At 49.3% G+C, this 18,885-nt stretch carries 16 protein-coding genes; 7 read left to right on the forward strand and 9 right to left on the reverse strand.

Going from position 1 to position 18,885, the window contains the following annotated elements:
• Window position 1: 1 nt before the first annotated feature.
• On the reverse strand, window positions 2–421 hold the full coding sequence (gene nikR / locus ACNI23_RS10750) for a nickel-responsive transcriptional regulator NikR (protein WP_420248606.1): 420 nt from the start codon (window positions 419–421) through the stop codon (window positions 2–4).
• A gap of 18 nt (window positions 422–439) precedes the next feature.
• Window positions 440–1,111, reverse strand: coding sequence for a class I SAM-dependent methyltransferase (locus tag ACNI23_RS10755; protein WP_420248608.1), 672 nt, complete (start codon window positions 1,109–1,111; stop codon window positions 440–442).
• A 258-nt stretch (window positions 1,112–1,369) separates the two neighbouring features.
• On the opposite strand from ACNI23_RS10755, the gene gcvH reads away from it, so the two are divergent.
• The 5 genes from gcvH to ACNI23_RS10780 all read left to right on the forward strand — a co-directional run bounded on the left by gcvH (window position 1,370) and on the right by ACNI23_RS10780 (window position 6,888).
• A complete protein-coding gene (gcvH, locus tag ACNI23_RS10760) occupies window positions 1,370–1,750 on the forward strand; it encodes a glycine cleavage system protein GcvH (RefSeq protein WP_015852862.1) in 381 nt (126 codons plus the stop codon).
• A gap of 88 nt (window positions 1,751–1,838) precedes the next feature.
• The gene (gcvPA, locus tag ACNI23_RS10765) at window positions 1,839–3,170 is read left to right on the forward strand and encodes an aminomethyl-transferring glycine dehydrogenase subunit GcvPA (protein WP_420248610.1); all 1,332 of its coding nucleotides are present in this window, start codon (window positions 1,839–1,841) and stop codon (window positions 3,168–3,170) included.
• Complete coding sequence (gcvPB, locus tag ACNI23_RS10770) at window positions 3,170–4,615, forward strand: aminomethyl-transferring glycine dehydrogenase subunit GcvPB (RefSeq protein WP_420248612.1); 1,446 nt, start codon at window positions 3,170–3,172, stop codon at window positions 4,613–4,615. The genes gcvPA and gcvPB overlap by 1 nt, the downstream gene beginning before the upstream one ends.
• Entirely contained in the window at window positions 4,602–5,993 is a 1,392-nt protein-coding gene (locus ACNI23_RS10775; protein ID WP_420248614.1) for a dihydrolipoyl dehydrogenase family protein, read from the forward strand. The genes gcvPB and ACNI23_RS10775 overlap by 14 nt, the downstream gene beginning before the upstream one ends.
• A gap of 139 nt (window positions 5,994–6,132) precedes the next feature.
• Window positions 6,133–6,888, forward strand: a complete 756-nt coding sequence (locus tag ACNI23_RS10780; RefSeq protein WP_420248616.1) for a substrate-binding periplasmic protein — start codon at window positions 6,133–6,135, stop codon at window positions 6,886–6,888.
• Here the strand turns inward: ACNI23_RS10780 and ACNI23_RS10785 are convergent.
• Window positions 6,885–8,063, reverse strand: coding sequence for an SGNH/GDSL hydrolase family protein (locus tag ACNI23_RS10785; RefSeq protein WP_420248618.1), 1,179 nt, complete (start codon window positions 8,061–8,063; stop codon window positions 6,885–6,887). The genes ACNI23_RS10780 and ACNI23_RS10785 overlap by 4 nt on opposite strands.
• Window positions 8,064–8,137: 74 nt before the next feature.
• Between ACNI23_RS10785 and ACNI23_RS10790 the strand changes: the two genes are divergently transcribed.
• Window positions 8,138–8,761 carry an MBL fold metallo-hydrolase gene (locus ACNI23_RS10790; RefSeq protein ID WP_420248619.1) on the forward strand — a complete coding sequence of 208 codons (624 nt, stop codon included), beginning with the start codon at window positions 8,138–8,140 and terminating at the stop codon, window positions 8,759–8,761.
• Between the two features lie 184 nt (window positions 8,762–8,945).
• Here the strand turns inward: ACNI23_RS10790 and ACNI23_RS10795 are convergent, their stop codons facing one another.
• Both ACNI23_RS10795 and ACNI23_RS10800 read right to left on the reverse strand, forming a co-directional pair.
• The gene (locus ACNI23_RS10795; protein WP_420248621.1) at window positions 8,946–10,013 is read right to left on the reverse strand and encodes a phosphotransacetylase family protein; all 1,068 of its coding nucleotides are present in this window, start codon (window positions 10,011–10,013) and stop codon (window positions 8,946–8,948) included.
• 16 nt (window positions 10,014–10,029) lie between these two features.
• Window positions 10,030–12,111 carry an acetate--CoA ligase family protein gene (locus tag ACNI23_RS10800; protein ID WP_420248622.1) on the reverse strand — a complete coding sequence of 694 codons (2,082 nt, stop codon included), beginning with the start codon at window positions 12,109–12,111 and terminating at the stop codon, window positions 10,030–10,032.
• A gap of 55 nt (window positions 12,112–12,166) precedes the next feature.
• Here ACNI23_RS10800 and rnc point away from each other — a divergent pair, with 55 nt between their 5' ends.
• Window positions 12,167–12,871: a ribonuclease III gene (gene rnc / locus ACNI23_RS10805; RefSeq protein ID WP_420248624.1), complete on the forward strand. Its 705-nt coding sequence runs from the start codon at window positions 12,167–12,169 to the stop codon at window positions 12,869–12,871.
• 235 nt (window positions 12,872–13,106) lie between these two features.
• On the opposite strand, the gene ACNI23_RS10810 is transcribed toward rnc, so the two are convergent.
• From ACNI23_RS10810 to ACNI23_RS10825, 4 genes are all read right to left on the reverse strand, one after another.
• Complete coding sequence (locus tag ACNI23_RS10810; RefSeq protein WP_420248626.1) at window positions 13,107–13,979, reverse strand: flagellin N-terminal helical domain-containing protein; 873 nt, start codon at window positions 13,977–13,979, stop codon at window positions 13,107–13,109.
• A gap of 522 nt (window positions 13,980–14,501) precedes the next feature.
• On the reverse strand, window positions 14,502–16,151 hold the full coding sequence (locus tag ACNI23_RS10815) for a flagellar hook protein FlgE (protein ID WP_420248628.1): 1,650 nt from the start codon (window positions 16,149–16,151) through the stop codon (window positions 14,502–14,504).
• A 73-nt stretch (window positions 16,152–16,224) separates the two neighbouring features.
• Window positions 16,225–16,953 carry a flagellar hook assembly protein FlgD gene (locus tag ACNI23_RS10820; RefSeq protein ID WP_015852874.1) on the reverse strand — a complete coding sequence of 243 codons (729 nt, stop codon included), beginning with the start codon at window positions 16,951–16,953 and terminating at the stop codon, window positions 16,225–16,227.
• A 42-nt stretch (window positions 16,954–16,995) separates the two neighbouring features.
• Window positions 16,996–18,756 carry a flagellar hook-length control protein FliK gene (locus ACNI23_RS10825; protein ID WP_420248629.1) on the reverse strand — a complete coding sequence of 587 codons (1,761 nt, stop codon included), beginning with the start codon at window positions 18,754–18,756 and terminating at the stop codon, window positions 16,996–16,998.
• Window positions 18,757–18,885 lie beyond the last annotated feature (129 nt).

Here is an 18,885-nt window from a genome sequence, read left to right on the forward strand (position 1 = left end):
TTTAAACAAGAGCCTCGCCGGTAGTAGTAAGGCCGAGCTTTCCGTGCTTTACGCCTTTGGTAGAGATAAGGCGGTGAGCCAGTTCCTTGATCTGCTTGCCGTCACCCTTAAGGACCATGACTTCGAGACAATTGTCGTGGTCAAGGTGCACATGCAGGGTGGACATGATCAGATCATGACTGTCGTGCTGCAGCTCGGTGAGTCGCTGGGAAAGACCGCTCTGGTGATGGTCGTAGACGAGAGAAAGAGTTCCGGCCATTTGACCGTCAGCCTCATCCCATTCCTTTTCCACCAGCATGTTGCGGATCAGGTCGCGAATAGCCTCGGAACGGGTCTGGTAACTTTTCTCGTCACAAAGCTTATCAAATTTCTCAAGAAGATCGGAATCAAGGGAAACCCCGAAACGTATAGTTTTACCCATTTCAAACCTCCGTAAAAATCATATGGATTTGCCGGGAACAACTTCCCGGATATTTACTGTCATTTCCGCATTACAACAGGCCGCCTTCTCAGTCAGGGGCAACGCTGTTTTCCAGCCTAAAGCTTCAAGCTTTTCCCAGACCGGAACTGAAACATCACGCCTTGGTTCGGCCATCCAGATGGTTCCGCCCGGTTTAAGCACCCGCCGGAAAAGCTTTTCCAGCGGATCAAAAAATCTTTTTTCGTAGAGAATATCCCCGCCCCAGATAAAATCAAAGGAATTCTCGGCAAGGGAAGGCTCGCGCCAGTCCATCTGCAGCCAGAGCGGCTGGGAAGTGTTATTGGAAACGGCGTTGTCTTTCGCAAAATAGAGCGGCGGCAATTCATAATCAAAGGCCACAACGTCAGCTCCAAGAGACTGCCCGATAACGGCTGTCAGCCCCAGTCCGCAACCGAGATCAAGACACTTTCGTCCTTTGATCAAGTCCGCATTGCGATAAAGCCATTCACCGAGTAAAACACTGGCCGGCCAAAGTTCCGCCCAATATGGAAGTCGTTCGTCATCGCCAAACTCTTCTTCACCGATTTCATCCCAGAGGGTTTCAAGATCAGCTGTGCGCTCAATCTTCCAGACCCGTCCGGCGGTCTCCACTTCTATCAATTCCCGTTCACCGGAAACATAATCTTTCAATGAAAAGCACTCCTATTTGGTCTTCTGCGTATGCTTTTTTTCGTCAAAACACAAGAGACAGTAACACGAACTATCCGAATGCAAAATTATTAAATCATTCATTTTTAAGTTATGGATAATTTTACAGAATTTTTTTCTGCAAATTAGCCCTATAGAAGCCTTTTATTTCTTAAGCAGGAATGCTATCAGGAGCGAGTTATCCATAAAGACACGGTCAAACAACAAAACAACTCAGTCTATCCATAAGAAGGAGGCCCCATGATTCCGCAGGAACTTCTTTACGCCAAATCTCACGAATGGCTCAAGGTTGATGGTGAAAACGGTGTTATCGGTATCACCCATTTTGCTCAGGAACAGCTCGGCGACCTTACTTTCGTCGAACTCCCGCAGGAAGGTGACACTTTCGCAGCAGGCGACGAATTCGGTTCCATTGAATCCGTTAAAGCCGCCAGCGAAATGTACGCTCCGGTTGATTGTGAAGTAGTTGCAGTTAACGAAGCACTGGAAGACGCTCCCGAGAAAGTCAATGAAGATCCTTACGGTGACGGCTGGCTCATCAAAGTTAAAATCACCGGCCCCACTGACGCTCTTCTTGATGCCGCAGCTTATGAAAAGGTTACTGAAGAAGAAGCTCACTAATCAGGAGCCGTTCTTTATCTAATAGTACACAAAATTCCCCGCCGACCGCTTAAGTCAGCGGGGATTTATTTTTATACCGGAGGACATAATGCCTTACGTACCCCATTCCCCGGAAGAAATCCGGGAAATGCTTGATGTTATCGGCGTGAACTCCGTGGATGATCTCTTTGCCGAAATTCCGGCCGAACTGCGCCCCAAAAGCTTTAACCTGCCTAAAGGTAAAAGCGAAATGGCAGTTCTGCAGCAGCTGGGAAAAATGGCAGCAAAGAACACCACGGACCTGACCAGCTTCCTCGGAGCAGGCTTCTACGACCACTTCATTCCCACAGCGGTTGATGCCCTTTCCTCCCGCAGTGAGTTTTACACCGCCTACACCCCGTATCAGCCCGAATCCTCTCAGGGAACCCTGCAGGCGATCTTCGAATATCAGACCGCAATGGCCAGACTCATGGACATGGATTACGCCAACGCCTCTGTTTACGATGGCGGTTCCGCGCTCTACGAAGCCACTCTCATGGCTGTGCGCAAGACCAGACGCAGGAAAATCATCGTAAGTGAAGCGTTGAACCCGATTTACAGGGTTATGCTCGACTCTTACACCACCAACCTGAATCTTGAACTTGTCACCGTGCCACACAATCATGGCCGCACCAACGTCAAGTCCATCACCGCAGCAGTAGATAAAGACACCGCAGCGGTTATCGTTCAGAACCCCAACTTTTTCGGCTCAGTAAACGATTTCACCGAAATGTTTGCAGCCGTACACGAGCACAAGGCATTGGCAATCATGTCCACTTACCCGGTCATGCAGTCCGTGCTGAAGACTCCCGGTCAGATGGGTGCTGACATTGCCGTTGCAGACGGACAATCCATCGGACAGCCCCTGTCCTTCGGCGGTCCCTACCTCGGCATCATGACCTGCTCCAAAGCGCTGGTCCGCCAGATGCCCGGACGTATTGCAGGACGCACCGAAGACGAAGACGGCAAGCCCGGCTACGTTCTGACCATTCAGGCACGTGAGCAGCATATCCGCCGCCAGAAAGCGACCTCCAACATCTGCTCCAACCAGGCCCTCTGCGCCCTGCGTACCCTGATCCACCTCTGCCTGCTGGGCGAGGAAGGTCTGAACCGCACAGCTGTCCTTTCAGTTGAACGCGCCCACTACGCAGCTGAACGCCTCACCGCCATTGATGGTGTGGAAATGTTCACCAAGGGTCCCTTCGGCAACGAATTCGCAGTAACCCTTCCGGTTAACGCTTTCGAAGTAATCGACAAGCTCACCGAACGCGGTATCATCCCCGGTTTCCCAGTGGGACGTTACTACGAAGGACTGGAAAATGTACTGCTGGTGGCCTGCACAGAAAAGACCACTGAAGAACAGATCGGCATCTTTGCTGAAATTCTGCGGGGGACAATCTAATGAAGACAGTATTTGAAAAATCCGTTCCCGGCCGCGAAGGCTGCTGGCCTGAAGAACCCAAATCCAAAATCGAGGACTTCATTCCCGCAGACCTCCTTCGTGATGGCGCAGGTATGCCTTCCCTCTCCGAACTGGACGTGGTTCGCCACTTTACCCAGCTTTCCCAGAAAAACTTCGGTGTGGATTCCAACTTTTATCCGCTTGGTTCCTGCACCATGAAATACAACCCCAAGTTCACCGAACAGGTGGCAGCAATGCCCGGATTCGCAAAACTGCACCCGGTCATTCCCCAGCTCAAGGGAGCAGGCCACCATTGTCAGGGCGCACTTGAGGTTATTCACGAAACCGAATCACTGCTCAGCGAACTGACCGGTATGGCTGCATTCACCATGCATCCCATGGCCGGTGCTCACGGCGAGCTGACCGGTGTTATGCTCATGGCCGCCTACCACCGCGACAAGGGCAACAAAAAGACCAAGATCGTCTGCCCTGACTCCGCCCACGGCACCAACCCCGCATCCGCCGCTGTAGCCGGATACGATGTTGTTTCTGTTGAATCCAAGGACGGCATCATCACCCCTGAAGCCCTTGCCGAAGTACTTGATGATGAAGTTGCAGGCGTAATGATGACCTGCCCCAACACCCTCGGTCTTTTTGAGACCCACCTGCAGGAACTGGTGGAAATGATCCACGCTAAAGACGCCCTGCTCTACTATGACGGCGCAAACATGAACGCCATCATGGGCAAACTGCGTGTCGGCGATGCCGGATTCGACATCGTGCACCTCAACCTGCACAAAACCCTCGGCACCCCGCACGGCGGAGGTGGCCCCGGTTCCGGCCCTGTAGGCGTCAGCGAAAGGGTTAAGCCCTTCCTGCCCGTTTCCCGCGTGGAAAAGCTGGAAGACGGCCAGTACTACCTTTCCTATGACGAACCTAAATCCATCGGTTACGTTGCTCCCTTCTACGGCAACTTCGGCGTTTACCTGAAGGCATACGCATACATGCTCCGCCTCGGCCGCGAAGGTCTGACCCGCGCCACCGAAGGTGCGGTCCTCAGCGCGAACTACATGCGCAAACGTCTCGAAAAGCATTACGAGATTCCCTACAACCGCATCTGCATGCACGAATTCGTTGCATCCGCAGTTGAGCAGGCCAAAAACGGCGTACGCGCTCTCGACGTAGCCAAGGCCCTGCTGGATAAGGGACATCATGCTCCGACCATCTACTTCCCGCTCATCGTGAAGGAATGCCTGATGATTGAGCCCACCGAGACTGAAAACAAAGAAACCATCGATCGCTTCATCGACGATCTCATCGAGATCGCTGAAATAGCGGAAAAGAACCCCGAAGCGCTGCAGGCTGCTCCGATTTCCATGTCAGTAAAACGACTGGACGAGACCAAAGCTGCACGTTCCATGGTGATTACCGATGACGTCAAATAGTTTCCCGACAGAAACACGCTCCTACGACCTCGTGGTCGTAGGAGCCGGTCCGGGCGGTTTTGACGCGGCTCTTGAAGCTGCGGAAGAAGGCATAAAAGTCGCGCTGGTGGAAAAAGAACTGCTCGGCGGGACCTGCCTCAATGTGGGCTGCATTCCCACCAAGATGTACCTCGGTGCAACTTCTCCGGTGGAAGAACTTGCCGCCCAGTCCAAGGCGCGCGTTGCCAAAGGCGAAATCGAGATTGATTTCAAGGCACTGTGTACCAAGAAGGACCGTTTTATTGCTGCTACCCGCAAGGCTATGGCCCAAAAAGCCAAAAAGCTCGGCATCGACATTTACCCAGCAGTAGCTAAAGTAATTGAGCCGGGCAAAGTGGAAGTTTCCCACCCCGAAGAACAGGCTGTACTTGAGTACAAAAACCTTGTTCTCGCCACCGGTTCCCACCCCACTGCATTCCCCGGACTGGAACCGGACAACGAGACCATTCTCGATAACACCGGATTCCTCGCGCTGGAAGAAATGCCCACTTCGCTGCTGGTCATCGGAGCAGGGTTTATCGGCCTCGAAATGGCTCAGATTGCTCACCGCACAGGATGTAAAATCACTGTAGTGGATGCCCTTGACCGCATTGCTGTTTATGAGGACCCGGAAGTTTCCAAAGCTTTGCAGGGAGTATTCAAACGTCACAAGTGGCAGTTCAATCTCGGCGTGAAAGTTAAATCCGTCACCGCTGAAAACGGACAGGCCGTGCTGCGCACCGAAGACGGAGAAGAATTCACCGCCGAGAAAGCGCTCATTGCTATTGGTCGCCGTCCCAATTCAGCGGACATCGGTCTCGAAACACTGGGTGTGGAAACCGAAGGTCCCGGTTTCGTCAAGGTTAACGAAAATCTTGAAGCCGCGGACAATGTCTACGCCATTGGTGACCTGAACGGCAAAATCCTGCTCGCCCACGCCGCCAGCCATCAGGCCGGATATGTGGTCCGCCGCCTTGCCGGAAAGACAGACGGTCCCTACGAGCACGGCCCAGTCCCGTCCATTCTCTACGGTTCCCCGGAAACTATGCGCGTAGGACTTATGCCCGCCGATCTCGAAGGTCAGGGTGAAGTAAAAGTATCTTCCTTCCCGCTGGTGGCCAACCCCATTGCACAGGCCTATGCTTCTACGCAAGGCTTTGTAAAAGTTGTCTGGCTTGACGGCAAAGTTGCCGGAATAACCACTGTGGGACACCATGTCTCCGGTTTTACCACCGCTGCTGCCATGATCGTGCAGGAAGAATGGACCAAGGACGACATCCACAAAGTAGTCTTTCCCCATCCTTCTCTGGATGAAGCATTACTTGGAGCTCTCAAAGCTGAGCAGCTTGAGCCCAAATAAAAGACTACATATTCATAAAATTAAAAAAGGTCCCCTGTTCATCCGAACAGGGGACCTTTTTATTGCTCCATTTGCTACGTCTATCCGCACGTGCTACTATACTTAAAAATCATCCTTTTTCCTGAAACACGGAGGGACAATGTCCAAATTGGCATCCGTTTTACTCTTGCTGATTATTGCCATGTTTCCGAGTAATTCGTCAGCACGCATGACGATTACTTTCGCTACGCAAGACTTCTTCCCCTTTTCATATCTGAAAAATGAGAAAGTAGCTGGTCCCGGAGCAGAAATTATCCGGGAGGTATGCAAAGAGATTGATGTAGAATGTGATATCAAACTTTATCCGTGGCGAAGATCACTGGCGATGAGCGAAAAAGGGCAAATTCAAGCTCTTTTCATGGTAGGCAAGAACAAAGAGAGGGAACAGGAGTTTTACTTCAGTCCACCTTTGATTGCTACCGAATACGGTTTTTTCGAATGCACGGAAAAACCGATAAATTATAATGGAGTCGAAAGCCTTCGCAACATGACAATCGGGACTTACGGCCCATCAAACACATCGTATAATCTTGAAAAATTTACCATCAATTTCAAAAGCAATATAAACATTGATATAACCCCTGATGACCTTACACAATTCAAAAAGTTATCTCGATGCAGGGTTGATGCGGTTTACTCAAACAGAGATGTCGGACTGGCGGCAATTAAAAGATTAAAGCTAAATAACATTTCCTACGCTGCAACAGAAAAAAGCCTGAACTATTACATAGCATTTTCCAAAAGATACACGCCGTCCGTACTTGTAAGAAAGCTCAATTTCAGTCTTTCCCAAATGAAAGAATCCGGGCGTTTACAACAGATTCTACAAAAATACGGATTACAGGCAGCAGACTAAGATCCCAAAACAAAACGCTCGATTTCGTCAATACGCTTTATATAGTCTGTTGTGTACAGAGGGCCATTGGCTGTAAATGAAGCTGCAGCATTACGATGGACCTGACACCAGTGGGTCAAAACCGGATTGGGCCAGATACGGGAATATGTTTTGATCATATGCAATGTATTATGGCAGACCGGGGTAAACTCGGCGGTACGGGCCAATAGCTCAGTGTAATCTTTTCCAAGATCGAGAAAAAAAGAACCGACAGCCCGTGCGCACTGATAGTTTGCGCCGGAAGATAACATATCTATAAGTTTGTCCTCGGGAAATTTTTCCGGCTGCCACGGACGCAACCATTCATCAGGAACAATCTCCGCACCGGAATATTCTATTCGCCCTTCTTTCAGGAACTGCTCTATTTTGCCAGCCAGCACGGGCCACATGGAACCGATATGCTCCACATCACGGCTGGCGTGCAGCCCTGTAATAGAATTATTTTCCTCGGTAATCCTGAATTTAAGAAACGGGCAATGGGCTTCAATCTTTTTCTCTGATCCGGCCCATATTCCGGCAAAAATGCGATCCAACTCAACAACATTCAAATCATCAATTTCACTCTCCCAGCTCTTAAGGACAGGTCTGGCGGTACGCCAAAGATCAGTCCATCCTTCAAGATAGGAATATGGATCGGGACCGAAAGCCGGATAATGAGAAAGCCGTGAAACTACAATGATAGGCACCTGCGGAAAACGATCACGAAGATTGCCGAGCATTTCCCGGTAACGCTTCAGGTAACTGCCCGGTGTTGCCTGTACCATGCCGCAGTTACCTTTCATCCATGCTTCGAATTCCGGGTGCTCATGCCACGCCTCGGGATTAACGAAAAATATATATTTAGATTCCCCATGCACAAAGAGTGGGCTATTTTCATGAAAAAGATTCATCACTATAAGTTGCGGCTGAGGGTCGTCAGGTGCAATCATCTGGAACTGATGAATCAGCTTCCGGTCGTGGTAATATTTTTCCAGCCCATATTTAGCGTCCATGGCCGCTAGTTCCTCTGGGATAATTCCCGGTGAACTGTTATATGTAAATGGGGAAGCCAGAACCCGGTAGGTGCAGGGGTAACCAGATTTTTCTACTGCCCTGCCGAGGAAATCCATTTGACAGTTTCCCAAAAAATAAAGCATTCTGACTCCTTGATGATCAGTGTTTAACTATCAGGATTTCACTCTATTGCAGACTTACAGTCAACCATTGAAGAATGAAAGAATTAAAGGTTGAAACATTTGTACTTGGTCCCCTTGAGACCAATTCCTATCTGCTCACCGCTGGATCTGAGGCAGTGGTTATTGACTGTGGAATGGAACCGGCCCCCATGTTGCAAGCCATCCGTGAGCGGCAACTGAACGTTCATTCCATTTACCTGACCCATATGCATTTCGATCATGTCGGCGGCGTAGGTGCACTGCAAAAAGAGACCGGAGCCACGGTCTTCGGCAACCACAAAGATTTATATCTCAATGATGTTCCCGTCAAAAACGGAGGTTCGCTTGAATTCAAAGAACTGCTCGATTTTGAAATCACTGATTTGAAGCAGGGGCGCAAAACCATTCTCGATAATCCGGTAATGATCATTGAGACTCCGGGACACACACCCGGAAGCCTATCCTACTTCTTTCCTGCTATAGGCTGCATCTTTGTTGGCGACCTGCTGTTCATGATCTCAGTCGGACGCACCGACCTGCCTGGAGGCAACAGCGATGAATTGCTCAGCTCCATCAGCAACAGAATTTTTATCCTTCCCGGTGAAACCCAAATATTCTCCGGACACGGTCCAATGACCACAATCAAACACGAAATGCGCAATAATCCTTTATTTGTTTAGAGATGCCTCCGGCGGCCCTCCGGGAGCCAAAGTAACTTTTTGAAAAAAGTTTCTCTGGACTCTTCAAAAACTTTTAATAAGCTTCGCTCTCTTAGTAACCCAAAATTTTCCACTACAAAAAAAAGGAGAAACAACCTTCAGGCTGTTTCTCCTTTTATTTTGAATTCTATTTTATTTAGTGAATCTAATATTTCAGGCCCAGCTGTTTTTTCAGGTAGGTGAAATCGATGTGTTTTTCTACAAGTTCAACACCGTGTTTGATCTTGGCAGACTCACGCAGCTTGTGGCGGGAAAGGATATCTTCCATTTTCTTGGCAACGGTAAAAGTATCGTCACGAACCACGATAATGGGTGTTTCCAGTACTTCTGAACGGGTCAGGATAATGTCATTCGGATAGAGATTACCGGTCAGCACCAGACACGGACATTCCCCTTCAAGGGCCACTAACTGAACATCAGAGCGGTCACCACCGACGATAACTGCTGAGTTACGATGCCTGCGGAAATGCGTCATAAAATTTTCCACCTGCATGGTACCGATGAGAAAACTTTCAACAGGCTGGTCGGAGCGATTGTGAGCAGTAATGATCTTTCCGCCAAGACGGTCAGCAAGATCGCCAACTTTAATTGTGCCCATGAGCGGGTCCTTGGGAATCACGCCGAGAACTTTAACGCCCTTCCGCTCAAGAAACGGTTTGATCAGGGTGGTAATCTCATCCATGAAGGTCGGCGGGATATCGTTAAGCACAACGCCCGCAAGATTATCTCCCAGAGCTTCTTTAAGCACTACCAGATAATCGTAATTAAGTTCCTTCTGGAAACGGTCAATGACCACACATTTGATGCCCAGCTTTTTAACCAGATGAATACCATCAACCCCGCAATATTTACCGGAGTACATGGAACCGGAACCGGCAACCAGAGTCAGGTCTTTGCCTGCGCTGATCTTGGCGTAACTGTCAACAATAGGCTGGACATGGTCCTCGACCTTACCGTTGAAAGCCTGAACCTTAAAATCGTGGGTAACAACCACCGGGGTGACAACATTCGGAGGATTGGAAACGCCGAGCACATCCTGAATAAAGAATGCATCTTCGTCGCCCAGTCGGCCATCAACTTCGGCAGGAATAGCGCCCACAGGCTTCATGTAACCAAGGCTGACGCCCTGTTTCTGAAAATGCAGCCCCAACCCCATGACAATCATGTTCTTACCGGAATATCCGCTAGTAGAACCAATATATAAACCGGACATAATGTCCTCCTTGTAACTAACTTACTGTCATCCTCATGTTGGCAACAACGGCACCATCCGGGCCAGCGATAACCGGATCAAACTCAGCTTCCTGAATCTCCGGAAGGTCAGAGGCCATCTGGGAAACCATGAGCAGCACATCTTCCAACGCGCCGAGATTTACCGCCGAGCCGGAACGTACCCCCCGTAAGATAGGATACGCCTTGATCTCACGGATCATTTCCTGAGCATCATTAAGAGCCAGAGGAGCCAGCCGTGATGATACATCACCAAGCAGGTCCACGTGAAGTCCCGCAAGGGAGAAATTTATAAGCGGACCGAACTGGGGGTCACGCTTGAAAGTTACCACAATTTCATGGGAATCCTTCGGCCCCATAGCCTGCACCAGACACCCGGTAATGTAGGCATCTTTGCACCTTCTGGTCGCCCGTGTGGTAATCTCCAAAAAAGCCTTACGCAGGGCCTGCGGAGTCTGGATATCGGTGATAACCAACCCAAGTTCCTGTTTCCGGGAGATCTGAGGGGAAGCCACCTTAAGCGCCACAGGATACCCGATCCTTTTGGCGGCCTTGGCTGCCTGATTTGAAGTGCGGGCTAATACGGTTTCCGGCACAGGAAGCTCATAGGCGGAAGCCAACTGCTGGGCATCCAATTCCACGAGTTCTGTCAATCCGGTCTTACGGCAGTTCTCTACAATGGACTTGGCCTTGGAGTAGTCACGTCTGAAACAGACATCAATAGGCCAATCTTTTTTCTGCCAACGGTAACAACGGGTCATGGCGTCAAGAGAACGGACCGCGGCTTCTGGAAATTCATAGCATGGAATTCCGGCTGCACGAAGCATCCTGCGTGCATTTCGGGTCGAATGGTCACCCATAAAACAGGTAATGATCGGCTTATCACATTCTTTTTCCAGCTCAATAATATCTGCGGCAGCTTTTTCCACATCTTCAAGAATATTGGCCGCCGGAGTCAAAATAACCAGAATGGAATGAAAAACATCGTCCTCGGCAACAGCTCTAAGTACTTTGTGATACGTATCAGCATTTGCATCCCCAAGCATATCGATAGGGTTGTACAGAGAAGCATAACGAGGAAGAATTTCCTTCATCTTCTCAAGAGTAGCCGAGGAGGGACGGGAAATATTCAGAGTGCCCTTCTCTGCCATATCGGTGGCGAGAATACCGGGCCCGCCGGAGTTGGTAACAATAGCAACATTGGACCCGCTGGGCAGAGGCTGACAGGAAAATGCATGGGCAAGGTTGAACATATCCTCAATGTCCACAGCCTGCATTACACCGGTCTGGTTGAATGCTGCATTATATGCGGTGGTAGCCCCGGTCAAATGTCCGGCATGCGCTGAGGCGGCTCTTGCACCGGAAGGGGTTTCCCCTGCCCGCAGCAAGATGAGAGGCTTTTTGAAAGTGGTGTCGTAGGCCGTGCGGAGGAAATCCTGTCCGTCCTTGAGTGTTTCGCAGTAGCCGACAATAACCTTGGTATCTTCATCGTTAGCGAGATAATTAAGCATGGTGGCTTCGCCAAGCACAGCCTTATTGCCGAGACTGATAAACTTTGAAAAACCGACCCCTTCGCTGTTGGCCCAGTCTAAGGCAGTGCTACACATGGCCCCGGACTGTGAAAGAAAAGCAATATTACCCTTAAGAGTGAAATCCGGATCAAGGCTGGCGTTCATACCCAGAGCGGTATTCATGAGCCCCATACAATTGGGACCGAGAATAATCATATCATGATTCTTCGCTGTCCTTGCCAATTGCCGTTCCAAACGATAACCTTCGCGTCCGGTCTCGCCGTAACCACCACTGGTAACTACTGCAGCCCGGACCAGAATTTCTGAAAGATCGTCTACAGCCTGAATAGATTCAGCTGGCGACAGGCATATCAATGCCAAATCGATCCCACGGGGTAATTGGGAAACCGAAGAAAATGCGGCAAGTCCGTGAACTTCGGCTCCTTCCCCATTGACGGGGAATATTTTTCCCCTATATCCAGAGGCAAGAAGGTTGGCAATAATTATGCTAGCCTTATCCTGAGGATCGGCAGAAATTCCGATTACGGCAATCGCTTTGGGCTCAAACAAGGCCTTTAAACATGAATATGAGTACATTCGTTAATATAAATTCAAGCAGGTTTGTATGGTAGAAGATTTTTCTCGCCTCCAGCAAGGTATCCACTATCGATTTTCTCAAGTCAAGCATTTAGCCACCGCACTGACACACAGTTCTTGGGCAAATGAACAACCTGAGCCTGTTGAAGATAACGAAAGACTGGAATTTTTGGGTGACGCAGTGTTGGAACTCTGCGTTACAGAAGAGCTGTATAAAAGGTTTAAGGGAGCCCATGAAGGGCAGCTGACCAAGATCAGATCAAAGCTGGTCAAAGAGAAAAGCCTTGCCACAATTGCCCGGGAACTGGATATCAACGATTTTTTAAAACTGGGACGCGGAGAAGAAGCACAAGGCGGCCGCAACCGTTCTTCCCTGCTGGCTGATGCTATGGAAGCAGTTATCGGGGCTGTATTTCTTGACGGGGGCTATGCCGAAGCACAGAAATTTATAATGCGGATATTTGCAAATAAATGGCCTGCTACTTTCAAGATAGAAAGTTCCAAGGATTTCAAAAGCAAATTACAGGAAGTGACTCAGGCCAGATTCAAAGAACGCCCGACCTACGTGCTTACCGGGACCAAAGGCCCGGAACATGAAAAAATATTTATGGTAAATCTGAATCTCCCGGACGGGAAATTTTTTGATTCGGAAGGTTCCAGTCTGAAAAAAGCCGAACAGACAGCTGCGGCCAAGGCTCTCGATTATCTCACAGAAGACGAAGATCCATCTTAAAAATAACCTTACTCAACTTTTTCCTACGCTCTGGGATTTGAAAAAGAACCAGATGCGAGGAGTAAAAAAAGGCTGAAATGATGCGTATACAACATACGTGAGTTTCAGCTTTTTTTTGCAACACGCCAAAAAGGTATAACGCTTTATTGACTGCCCAAAAATAGTTCAAGGACTGGGAGGCGGTGATCAATCGCCTCCACAGTCCTTAATCTTCACCCGATTATCTCAAGCGGCTTTAGCCGCCAATGAGCTGCATTGCCATCTTCGGCAGTGAGTTAGCCTGCGAGAGCATCGCTACCGCGGACTGAGTGAGAATCTGGTTACGTACGAATTCGGTCATTTCAGTTGCTACGTCCACGTCTGAGATACGGGATTCAGCAGCCTGAACGTTTTCTGCCTGAATGGAGAGGTTGGTAATAGTATTTTCCAACCTGTTCTGCATGGCACCGAGGTTCGCGCGAATCTTATCTTTTGAAATAATTGCCTGCTGGAGCTTATCCAGAGCAGCCTGTGCCAGCCCCTGAGTGGAGATGGAAGTCTGTACACCAAGGGCAGAAGCTGTGGATTCACCGATTGCGATGTAATAGTAGTCTTCTGCGGAATCGTTACCTGTTCCGAAGTGAACCTTCAGCGGGCCGGTGGAATGGAGTCCACTACCGTTATGGGTACCGGACCCCCCAGAAAGGTTACCGTTAAGCAGGTGGATACCGTTGAAGTCGGTAGCATTTGCGATACGGGTAATTTCCGAGGCCATTGCCTGGAATTCAGAATCGATGATAAGACGCTGGTCGGAGTTGTAGGTACCGGTGGATGCCTGGGTTGCCAGCTCTTTCATGCGGATGAGCTTTTCATCGATTACCTGCAGCGCGCCGTCTGCGGTCTGAATCATGGAAATAGCGTCGTTGGCGTTTCGCATACCCTGGTTAAGGGATTTAACGTCAGCGCGCATAAGTTCACGAATTGCGAGACCGGCAGCATCGTCAGCTGCGGTGCCGACTCTCAAACCTGAGGAGAGACGACGGGTTGAAGTGCCGAGGTTGCCGTACGCTTCCTGCAGGTTGCGCGAGGCGTGCATTGCCATAAGGTTGTGGTTAATGACTAAGGACATATCTGAACCTCCTTGTAGTTCACAAAATTCCGTTTTTGTTAACCAACCTTAAGCAGAGCGTGTGCCAAAACTATTTTTTATTTAAATTTCAAACACTTACTTATATAAATAAAGTCTAGACTTCTTTATATTCGGCTAAAGAGTCAATTTTTTCCCGCCCTTTCGGTCTATTGACCGTCATTTTTCAGAACAACGGGAAAAGCCGTCCCACACCACAAGCAAACCATTATTATAATTACATCTTAAAGGAAATAAGACCTGTCAACTAGGCATTTACTGCCGCTGTACCATCAATCCAAACCGGAAATAAACATCAAGAAACACAATCTGATTAATGTGGAATAAATATTCCTTAAGGTGAGAAGGTCCGGAAACAAAAAAATGAAAACCCCGCTTCCGAAACGGCATATTCGGGAGCGGGGTTTCCGGGTACCTGTGCAGTCAGGGGAGTCAATCCCGTCTGCGGAGGTTGTAGAAGGAGTTTTCTTATATATTCAGCATCTTCAGGATACTTTATTCACGCTAGCGCTTGAGCTGGATAAGCTCGCCCATCATGGAGTCGGTTGTTGTGATTACCTTGGAGTTCGCCTGGAAACCACGCTGGGTGGTGATCATGCTTACGAACTCAACCGCAAGGTCCACGTTGGACATTTCAAGAGAGTTTGAGGCGATGGAGCCCTTACCGCTGCTGTTTGGCAAGCCGGTCAAAGCATCTCCAGACTCCCTTGTCTGGGTGAAGAGGTTACCGCCTTCACGTCTCAGCCCCCAGTCATTATTGAATGAGGCAATGGTCAGTACGTAGAGTTCCTGAATCTGACCGTTTGAATAACGTCCGGTCAGAACCCCGTCCCTGCTGACGGAAGTACTCTGCAGGAAACCTGCGGTGTAACCGTCCTGAGACTGGAACAGAGTGGTGGAACCGGAGCTGTAACTGGTGGTTGAAAGTGCGCTCTTCTCAGCATCACCGAAGTTGGGGATACCACTGATGTCAGTAATGTTAGTACCGAGCAGGCTCGCGTTGGAGACCGTTGCCCCACCCCAACCTTTAGTTGTTCCAGTTCCGGAAAGGTCCTTGTTGTTTAAACCGAAGTTCATCTCGACCGTTACCGGATCGTTGCTGGCATCGGTAAAACTTGCATTGGACCGCGACAGGAAGTTTGCTGTCAGAACAGGCAGCCCGTCCTGTGAGAATTCAGCCAGAGACCATTCAGCCGGGTCCCTGAGGTCAGCTGCTGCGGTACCGCCGTTACTCTTAAGGGTAAAGGCCGATACACCGGTCAGGTCACCTGCTGCGTTGAAAGTCATAGTACCGGTCATGAGCATTCCTGCTGCAGAAGTTCCGGCAAAGTTTACACCGTCATCGGAGATACGACCGTCTTCTTCGGGATCGCAGGTTACGATAAATTCCCAGACCTTCTTACCGCCTGCGTTACTGAGAGTAACCTGGTCAAAATAAGTGGTCACGTTATGAGCGGAACCGTTAGCGTCATAAACCTTGATAGTGGACTGGTAGCCGTACAGAGAATCACCAAGAGGCGGCTCAGCAGCTCCATCCCAGGAATTGAAGAGGGAGAGATAGGGAGCAGTGCTGTCAGTTGAACGACTTGCTTCGCCTGAATCAAGGTTAGTGATCATATTAATCGTAGTGGTGGCCTTCGGTGCGGACTGAAAGTTCTCCAACCTGATATCGGTAGGCACACCAACAGTACGTACAGCATTACTGGTACTTACACTGGCGCCGGTGGCAACCTGTGAATTACTTTCATCCTGTACCTGCCAGCCCTGCAGCACATAACCGTGCGGGTCGGTAAGATAACCGTCTTTGTCGAAACGGAAGTTACCGGCTCGGGTGTAGTAGGAAGTCTCTTCATCCTTGGGAGAGACTATGAAAAATCCGTCACCACCGATTGCGAGGTCGGTGGACTCAGAGGTTGTTTCAAAGGACCCCTGAGCGAAGTCGGCATAGATTGCCCCAACCTGTACGCCTCGACCTACCTGTGCAACACCGGTAGCTGTGGACATATCCTGACTGATGGCGTCTTCAAAGTGCATCTTGGCACTTTTAAAACCGACTGTGTTTACGTTTGCAATGTTGTTACCAAGCACGGACATTTTGTCGCCGTGGGCCTGTAAACCTGTGATTCCTGAGAATAATGATGCTGATAAACCCATAAGAACCTCCTAAAGTCCTGTTGACTCGCGAATGTTTTCCTATCCCTTAAGCCGGGCCATGCCGTTGGCCTGATTAGCTTGAAGCGGATTCGGAGGATTCACTTGATGAATCAGAGACATCCGTCGGACTTACTACTTCTCTGATGTTGAGGAAGTTGATGTAGCGACCGTCTTTAAGGTGCAGGTATTGCTGCCCGCCCTCGGAAACAACTCCGGAGACTTCACCACTGACTTCCGTCTTTACCATTACCGGACTGCCTTCAGCGTCTTCCGCTGCCATGGCGATGGTGTAAACACCGTCCGGTACATCCTTGCCTGCCCAGTTCTTACCATCCCATTCGAACTCAAAAGTCCCTTCAGCCTTTGAGCCGAGTTGAACAGTGCGGACAAGGTTTTTATTGTTATCGTAAATATTGATGAACGCGTTTGCCACAGGCTCGCCGAGACCGTAGAAGACCTTACTGATCTTTCCGTTATCGCGGCTGATGGAATAACCTTCCGCTTTTACTTCTTTGCCGATGAAGCCTACTGCGGAGACCATCTGGTCCTGAGCGTTGTTATCGATCATAGTCTTGATGTTGCTGTTCACCTGAGTGAGCTGTTCAAGACTGGAGAACTGTGCCATCTGCGCCATGTACTCTTTATCTTCCATGGGGTTTGCAGGATCCTGGTTCTGCATCTGGGTAAGGAGAAGCTTCAGGAAGTCGTCCTGTCCCAGCTGATTTTTATGCTTTGGCTGGTTGCTTGCTGCCATGTCGGCTTCTGCTCTGCCAAGTATGTTGCTGAACCCTACGTATCCCATGACTACACCTCTTAATTTTTGCTAAGCGGGGCTAAATTTATGTTAAGCCACTATGTAAAGCCCGCTCTGGGAAATTTGTGCCTTCTGCTGTACAGTTTGCATTTCCCGGGCCAAAGAGGTTCCTTCTTGTCTCAAAGTATGCCAGCGCTTACGCATTTCAGACATCATTTCCTGATATTGCGCCGAGTTATGATCTTCAGCATTTTTCCATGAAGTGTCTGTCCGGCTATCTGAAATGCCGGTCTGGACCTCAAGTTTTTCCACTTTGAGACCCTGCTCTTCCAATGCCTGCTTCACAACTTCAAGTTGCTCGGCAATAACTTTCGCCGTATCAGGATTTTCCGCCCTGATTGTAGCCTGAACATCCTTGTTCTTGACCTGCAACATTACGTTTACAACGCCGAGATTGTGAGGATTAAGCTGCAATGTAAGCTGCTTGCGACCCTGACCGAGATTCTTGAATACGCCTTCCTGAACCTGCTCCAGAATGTTGGATCGGGCAGTTTTTTCCCACATGAGATCAGTCTTACCGGCCTGAGCTGACTTGACTGCACTTTGCAGGGTACCGAATCCGTTGCCGAAGATATTGCCGTTAAGATTTCCTTCGCCCTTCACGAAGGATTCATCAGTAAGCTTGCCGAAGAAATCATTCCAGCTGTCCTGATCATCAGAATCGGAAAGAAGCTGTTCCAGCCAATGACGGTTGGAATTCTTATCTTCAGTCTGGCCGGCATTCTGTTTCCCGGCATTGGCATCGCCTTTTAAGTCGGCACCGTTCTTGGAAGGATTGTTATCTTTCTGAGCAGGATTTTCTCCGTTCTGAGCATTCTGTCCATTCTGCCCCTCCTGCTTGACGCTCTCACTGACTTCCTTAGCCGCTCCCATGGAGTTGCTAATCACCTCAGCCGAGGCCATACGCATAGTGCTGGGAGACTGGTCGGAAGCTTTTTCCATGGCAGAATGCAAGGACTCTGCTACAGTCTTAACCAACTTGAGATCCTTTCCATCCTGCTCGGCCTGCTGCTGAGCAAGGGCCGACTTAAGAACAGAAAAACCTTTTTTAAAATCACCGACGGTAGCATTTTCAGCAGTAAGCAGCTGGGTAATCTTTTTGCCTGTATCACCCTTAAGCTTGAAAAGGTCGGTTAAGGTCTTGGTTTCATCTTCAGAAAGTTGAAGCTTTTCGGAGTCAGGCATAGCTGCCAGCTTGGCCTGCATTTTCTCAACTACATCACCAAGCTTACCCTGACGGATGGAAGCCAAGAGCCCCTTGGATTCATCCGGGGTAAAACCGAGCTGGGAAAATATGGAATTGAGATTCTGTTCTTGAATCGGGCTGAGAGTAATACCTTTCATGCCTTTCATCATGCCTGAAAGCTCAGACACCAACTGGCCATAGGTAATGCCGTTCTCGCTCATAACCTTCTCTTCAAGGTCGGCGATATCTTTTTTATCTAGACCGTACTCTTCAAGTTCTTCCTTGATTTCGTTCCAGTCTTCACGGCTTACCTTAAGATCCTGCGGCTGCTCTTCAACAGACTGCATGGCAACTTTTTCCGCAGCATCATCAATATATTCAGCAGCGGCTTCAGGTTCGGCATGGGAAGTTACATCCTGATGAACAGATGCAGCTTCATTCACGATATCCTGAACCGGCTGGTACGCTGCCTGCGCCTCGGACTGGCTGGAATAAAGGAAATTGTCGAACATTGATGAGCGAAAAGTATCCTCGGACAGTGATGTTCTATCCAAAAGATTGCTCAAGCCCTGATTAGTTTGTTCGTGATGTGGAAGTATTTTCATATTCTGACTCCTCGACTTTTCTTTATTCACGAGGCGTGCCAAAAACAAAAACACTTTATTTCAGCAGGTTAGAAGAGACACTCCCTCCAACTCGAAGGAACATTCTTCCCTTTTAAGGAAAATAATTCA

Source organism: Maridesulfovibrio pacificus (SeqCode) (genome assembly GCF_048612815.1).
GTDB classification, from domain to species: Bacteria; Desulfobacterota; Desulfovibrionia; order Desulfovibrionales; family Desulfovibrionaceae; genus Maridesulfovibrio; species Maridesulfovibrio pacificus.